Source organism: Actinosynnema sp. NPDC023658 (assembly GCF_040639995.1).
Taxonomy (GTDB): Bacteria; Actinomycetota; Actinomycetes; order Mycobacteriales; family Pseudonocardiaceae; genus Actinosynnema.
In genome coordinates this window covers 1-5716 of the sequence record NZ_JBFAAX010000370.1, presented here as the reverse complement: position 1 = coordinate 5716, position 5716 = coordinate 1, and the positions used below count along the sequence as shown (strand labels likewise).

Below are 5716 nucleotides of genomic sequence, written 5' to 3'. Positions count from 1 at the left end.
GGTGGCGTTCGCCACCGGGGTCGGCGGCTTCCGGGGCGGGGTGCCTAAACTGGCCGGGTGGAACACTTCTTCACAGGACTGCTGGTCCTCGTGTCCCTGCTGGTCGTGTGGTTCGCCGGGTACGTGGTGTACCGCCTGTTCTCCGACCAGCGGTGAGCGACAACGGGCCCGTTCCGGGCAGTGGTGACGCGGCCGTGCAGGCCGCCGCTTCGCGCGCTTCGGTGACCGGGGCGCGCAACCTGCCGCAGTTCGACGACCTGCCGATCCCGGCGGACACCGCGAACCTGCGCTCCGGTCCCTCCCTGCACGACGCCTGCCTGGCGCTGCTGCCGCTGGTCGGCGTGTGGCGCGGCGAGGGCGAGGTCGTGTACCCGACGATCGACGGCCCGTTCCGGTTCGGGCAGCAGGTCACGTTCGCGCACGACGGCCGGCCGTTCCTCTACTACGAGGCCCGCGCGTGGCTGCTGGACGAGAACGGCGGCGTGATCCGCCAGGCGGCCCGCGAGACCGGCTTCTGGCGCCCGCAGCCCGACGACACGATCGAGGTGCTGCTCACGCACAACACCGGGATCGTGGAGCTGTACTACGGCAAGCCCCGCAACCAGACGTCGTGGGAGATCAGCACCGACGCCGTGGTCCGCACGGCGACCGCCAAGGACGTCACCGCGGCGCAGCGCCTGTACGGCATCGTCAACAACGGCGACCTGGCGTACGTCGAGGAGCGGGCCATGGTGGGCCAACCGCTCCAGCCCCACACCTCGGCACACCTGCGGCGCGTGGTGGGCTGAGCCGGTCCCGTGGCGGTGCGGCTGCGGCCGCACCGATGGATTGTTCAACAATCCTCCACTAGCCTGTACGCATGCAGCTGCGGCGGTGCGGCACGGACGCGGTGCTCGTCGAGGTGGGCTCGCTCGACGAGGTGGAGGCCGTGCGCGCCGCGGTCGCGGACCTGCCCGACGTGGTCGAGCTGGTCCCGGCCGCCCGCACGGTCCTCGTCGTCACCGGGCCGGGCGGGTTGCCCGCGGTACGCGACGTCCTGGCCCGCGCGGACCTGGCGCACCACCCCGCGGCGGTCGGGGACGAGGTCGTCCTCCCGGTCCGCTACGACGGCCCCGACCTGGACCTGGTCGCGGAGACCGCCGGCCTGACCACCGCCGAGGTGGTCGACCTGCACACCGGCGCGGCCTACCAGGTGGCGTTCTGCGGGTTCGCGCCCGGCTTCGCCTACCTGACCGGGCTGCCCGAGCCGCTGCGCCAGGCCCGCCTCGACTCGCCGCGCACCAGGGTCCCGGCGGGCTCGGTCGGCGTCGCCGGCGAGTACACCGCCGCCTACCCCCGCGCCACGCCCGGCGGCTGGCGGCTGATCGGCCGCACCGACGCGCCGCTGTTCGACCCCCGCCGCGCCGACCCGGCCCTGCTCACGCCCGGTGACCGCGTCCGCTTCGAGGCCGTCCGGTGACCAACCCCGACCCGCGTGTCCTCCCCCCGGAACGCGAGAGTCCTACGTCCAGGTCGCGAGAGTCCTACGCCCAGGACACCCGAGTTGAACGCCCACGCACGCTCACCGTGCTGAGCACCGGCCCCCAGACGCTGGTCCAGGACCTGGGACGGCCCGGCAACGCGCACCTCGGCGTCCCGCCCTCCGGCGCCCTCGACACCCCCTCGCTCAGGCTCGCCAACCGCCTGGTCGGCAACCCCGAGGACGCCGCCGGCCTCGAAGTCCTCCTCGGCGGCCTGTCCCTGCGCGCCAACGCCTCCTGCACGGTCGCCGTCACCGGCCCGTCGACGCCGACGCTGGTCGACGGCGTCGTGCGCGACTCGCCGCTGCACCTGGCCCCCGGCGACACGCTCACCCTCGGCACGCCCACCGGCGGCCTCCGGTCCTACGTCGCGGTGTCCGGCGGCATCACCGTCCCGGCCGACCTGGGCAGCCGGTCCACCGACCTGCTCTCCGGCCTCGGCCCCGCCCCGCTCCGGCCGGACGACGAACTGCCGCTCGGCGGCCCGACCGGCGTGCCCGTGGGCGTGGACGTGCTGGTGCCCGTCCGGGTGCCGGACGAGCTGGTCGTGCCCGTCCTCCTCGGCCCGCGCGACGACTGGTTCGACGACCCGGCACGCCGACTGCGCCAGGGGCGTTGGACGGTGTCCGACCGCAGCAACCGCGTCGGCCTGCGCCTCACCGGCACCGCCCTCGACCGCACCTCCGACCGGGTCGGGCAGGAGCTGCCCAGCGAGGGCCTGGTCACCGGTTCGGTGCAGGTCCCGGCCGACGGGCGGCCCGTCGTCTTCCTCGCGGACCACCCCACGACCGGCGGCTACCCGGTGATCGGCGTGGTCGCCGCCGACGTCCTCCCGCTGCTCGGCCAGGCGCCTCCCGGCACCGCCCTGCGTTTCACGCCGGTGCCCTGACGCGGCCGAACGGCCGCAATTGGTCTAGACCCATTGTCAACGCGGGCCGCACGACCTACGTTCGGAAGCGTTCGGAATTGGCACCACCAGGCCGCCGTGGTTCTCGACTGTTCCCTGTCACTCGAGAGGCACACCCTGATGCGCCGACCAGTCATCGCACTCGTGGCCTTCCTCCTGGCCACCACAGCGCTATCCGCACCGGCCACCGCCGCCACCGGCCTGACGGCCGCGTTCAGCAGGACCGGCACCACGGGCAAGTTCGTGGTCACCAACCCGACGACCGCCGCCGTCTCCGGCTGGTCGATCAAGTTCGACCTCCCGGCCGGCGTCACCGTCAGCGGCGCGCAGAACGCCACCACCACCCAGACCGGCACGCGGGTGACCCTGACGCCCGCGTACTACATCGGCACCATCCAGGCGGGCCGCACCACCGACCCGTACAGCCCGACGTTCACGCTCAGCCAGGCCGTCGACCCGACGACCTGCACGGTCAACGGCGCGAACTGCGACGGCAGCGGCCCGCCGGCGCCACCGCCCGCACCGGTCACGGCGGACTTCACCCTGACCGGCACGACCGGCAAGTTCGTCGTCAACAACAACACCGACGCGGCGCTCGCGGACTGGTCGATCACCTTCACCCTGCCCACCGGCGTCACGGCGGGCAACGCGCAGCACGCCACGATCACCCAGACCGGCAACGCCGTCACCCTCACCCCGGTGCACTACAACCGCAGCGTGGCCGCACGGCGTTCCACCGAGCCCTACAGCCCGACGTTCACGCTGAGCTCGGCCGCCGAACCCGTCACCTGCCGGGTGAACAACGCCAACTGCGACGGCACCCCGGACACGCCGCCGACCCCGCCGGCGAACCTGCACTCGCCGGTGAAGACCACCAGGACCGTCTCGCTGGCGTGGACCGCCTCGACGCCCGGCTCGCTGCCGATCGCGGGCTACGAGGTGTACGACGGCGCGACCCTGGCCACCACCGCCACGTCGACCAGCGCGACCGTGACCGGCCTGGACCCGAACAGCACCCACAGCTTCACGGTGAAGGCCAAGGACACCAAGGGCTCGCTGTCGAGTGCGTCGAACGCCCTGGCGGTCACCACCAACAACCCGGCCGACGACACCCAGCCGCCGACCACACCCGCGAACCTGCGCAGCACCGCGAAGGACGCCGGCAGCATCACGCTGAGCTGGGACGCCTCCACCGACAACCGGGGCGTGGCCAACTACGACGTCTACCAGGGCACCGCCGTGAAGGCGACGGTCACCGGCACGACGGCGCGGGTCGACGGCCTGTCGCCGTCCACCGCGTACACGTTCACCGTGCGGGCCCGGGACCTGTACGACAACGTGTCGGGCGCGAGCAACCCGGTCACCGCGTCCACTTCGGACATCGTCGGCGGGTACGCGCGCGTCGGCTACTTCGTCCAGTGGGGCATCTACGGCCGCCAGTACTTCGTGAAGAACCTGGACACCAGCGGCACGGCGGCGAAGCTGACGCACCTGAACTACGCGTTCGGCAACATCGACCCGGTGAACCTGACCTGCCTGCACGGCGTCACCAAGGGCACCTCGGCCAACCCGCAGGACCCCAACCAGGGTGACGGCGCGGGTGACGCGGAAGCCGACTACAGCAGGCCGTTCAGCGCGGCGCAGTCCGTGGACGGCGTCGGTGACACCGGCTGGGAGCCGCTGCGGGGCAACTACAACCAGCTGCGCAAGCTCAAGGCCAAGCACCCGCAGCTGAAGGTGCTGATCTCGCTGGGCGGGTGGACGTACTCGAAGTACTTCTCCGACGTCGCGGCCACCGACGCGGCGCGCAAGAAGTTCGTCAAGTCCTGCCTGGACGTCTACCTCAAGGGCAACCTGCCCGTCTACAACGCGGCGGGCGGCCCCGGCACGGCGGCGGGCATCTTCGACGGCATCGACCTCGACTGGGAGTGGCCGGGCGCGGAGGGCCACGCCGGCAACCACGTCGGGCCGAACGACAAGCAGAACAACACCCTGCTGATCGACGAGTTCCGCCGGCAGCTCGACGAGCTGGGCGCGCAGACGGGCAAGCGCTACGACCTGACCGCGTTCACCCCGGCCGACCCGGCGAAGATCGAGGCCGGGTGGGACCTGCCGCAGGTGGCGAAGTCCCTGGACATCTTCAACGTGCAGGGCTACGACTTCCACGGCGCGGGCAGCGACAACTCGTGGGAGCCGAACCGCGCCGGCCACCAGGGCAACCTGTACGCCGACGTGGACGACCCGTACGCGTTCCACTTCAGCGTCGAGAACGCGGTGGACGCCTACACGTCGGTCGGCGTGAACCCGCGCAAGATCACCATCGGGCTCGCGTTCTACGGTCGCGGCTGGCAGGGCGTGCAGGCGGGCGGGCGCAACGGCGAGTGGCAGTCCGCGACGGGTGCCGCGCCGGGCCAGTTCGCGGAGGAGGCGGGCACCCGCGGCTACTCGAACCTGCTGGCGAGCGTGCCGGGCTGCACCGTCTTCCACGACGAGGCCGCGGTGGCGACGTCCTGCTTCACCGGCAACGGCGGCCAGTGGTGGACGTTCGACGACACGTGGGCGATCCAGAAGAAGACCGCCTGGCTGAAGCAGCGCGGCCTGCTCGGCGCGATGATCTGGGAGATGTCCGGCGACACCGCCAACGGCACCCTGATCACCGCCGTGGACGCCGGCCTGAAGTAGCCCCGCGGGCCCGGCCCCGGACGCCGGCGCTCCCGCGAGGTCGCGTCGGTCGGTCGCGACTCATTTCCCGGCGATCACGCTCTTCGATCGTCGGGACATCAGGCGCGAACGGCCGACTTCCAGGCGACCTCGCCCGCGACGCCGGAGGCGGCGCCATCAAGTGCCACCTCGAACGCCGCGCACAGCGCGTGCACGGCGACCAGCTGCGCTTCCTGCACGTTCGCGGGTTCTCCCGGCAGCGCCAGCACCTCGTCCACCACCTCGGCCAGCGGGTTCGGGGTCGGGCCCGTCATCGCCCACACGTGGGCACCCGCCTGGCGGCCCGCCTTCGCCGCCTCGATCAGGTTCGGGCTGCGGCCGCTGGTGGTCAGCAGCACGACGACGTCGTGCGGCCGGGCGTGCGCGGTGACCTGGCGGGCGAACACCTGGTCGTAGCCGTAGTCGTTGCCGATCGCGGTGACGCTGGAGGACTCCGCGCACAGCGCGATCGCGGAGAACGGCTGCCGGTCGTCGCGGAACCGGCCGACCAGCTCGGCGGTCAGGTGCTGCGCCTCGGCGGCCGACCCGCCGTTGCCCGCCGCCAGCAGCCGACCGCCGTCGGTGAGCC

5 protein-coding genes are annotated in these 5716 nt (G+C 72.5%); 4 read left to right on the top strand and 1 reads right to left on the bottom strand.

Annotation, left to right across the window (positions count from 1 at the left end; all coding sequences use genetic code 11):
- The first annotated feature begins 152 nt into the window (after positions 1-152).
- From AB0G02_RS26620 to AB0G02_RS26605, 4 genes are all read left to right on the top strand, one after another.
- On the top strand, positions 153-788 hold the full coding sequence (locus AB0G02_RS26620) for an FABP family protein (protein WP_360798672.1): 636 nt from the start codon (positions 153-155) through the stop codon (positions 786-788).
- Between the two features lie 71 nt (positions 789-859).
- The gene (locus AB0G02_RS26615; protein WP_360798669.1) at positions 860-1459 is read left to right on the top strand and encodes an allophanate hydrolase subunit 1; all 600 of its coding nucleotides are present in this window, start codon (positions 860-862) and stop codon (positions 1457-1459) included.
- Positions 1460-1566: 107 nt separating this feature from the next.
- Entirely contained in the window at positions 1567-2409 is an 843-nt protein-coding gene (locus AB0G02_RS26610; protein WP_360798666.1) for a biotin-dependent carboxyltransferase family protein, read from the top strand.
- 138 nt (positions 2410-2547) lie between these two features.
- Positions 2548-5109 (top strand): glycosyl hydrolase family 18 protein, encoded by a 2562-nt coding sequence (locus tag AB0G02_RS26605; RefSeq protein ID WP_360798663.1) that lies wholly within the window; start codon positions 2548-2550, stop codon positions 5107-5109.
- A gap of 98 nt (positions 5110-5207) precedes the next feature.
- Here AB0G02_RS26605 and AB0G02_RS26600 read toward each other — a convergent pair.
- Positions 5208-5716: SIS domain-containing protein (locus AB0G02_RS26600; RefSeq protein ID WP_360798660.1), on the bottom strand; the 509-nt coding region annotated here is incomplete at its 5' end.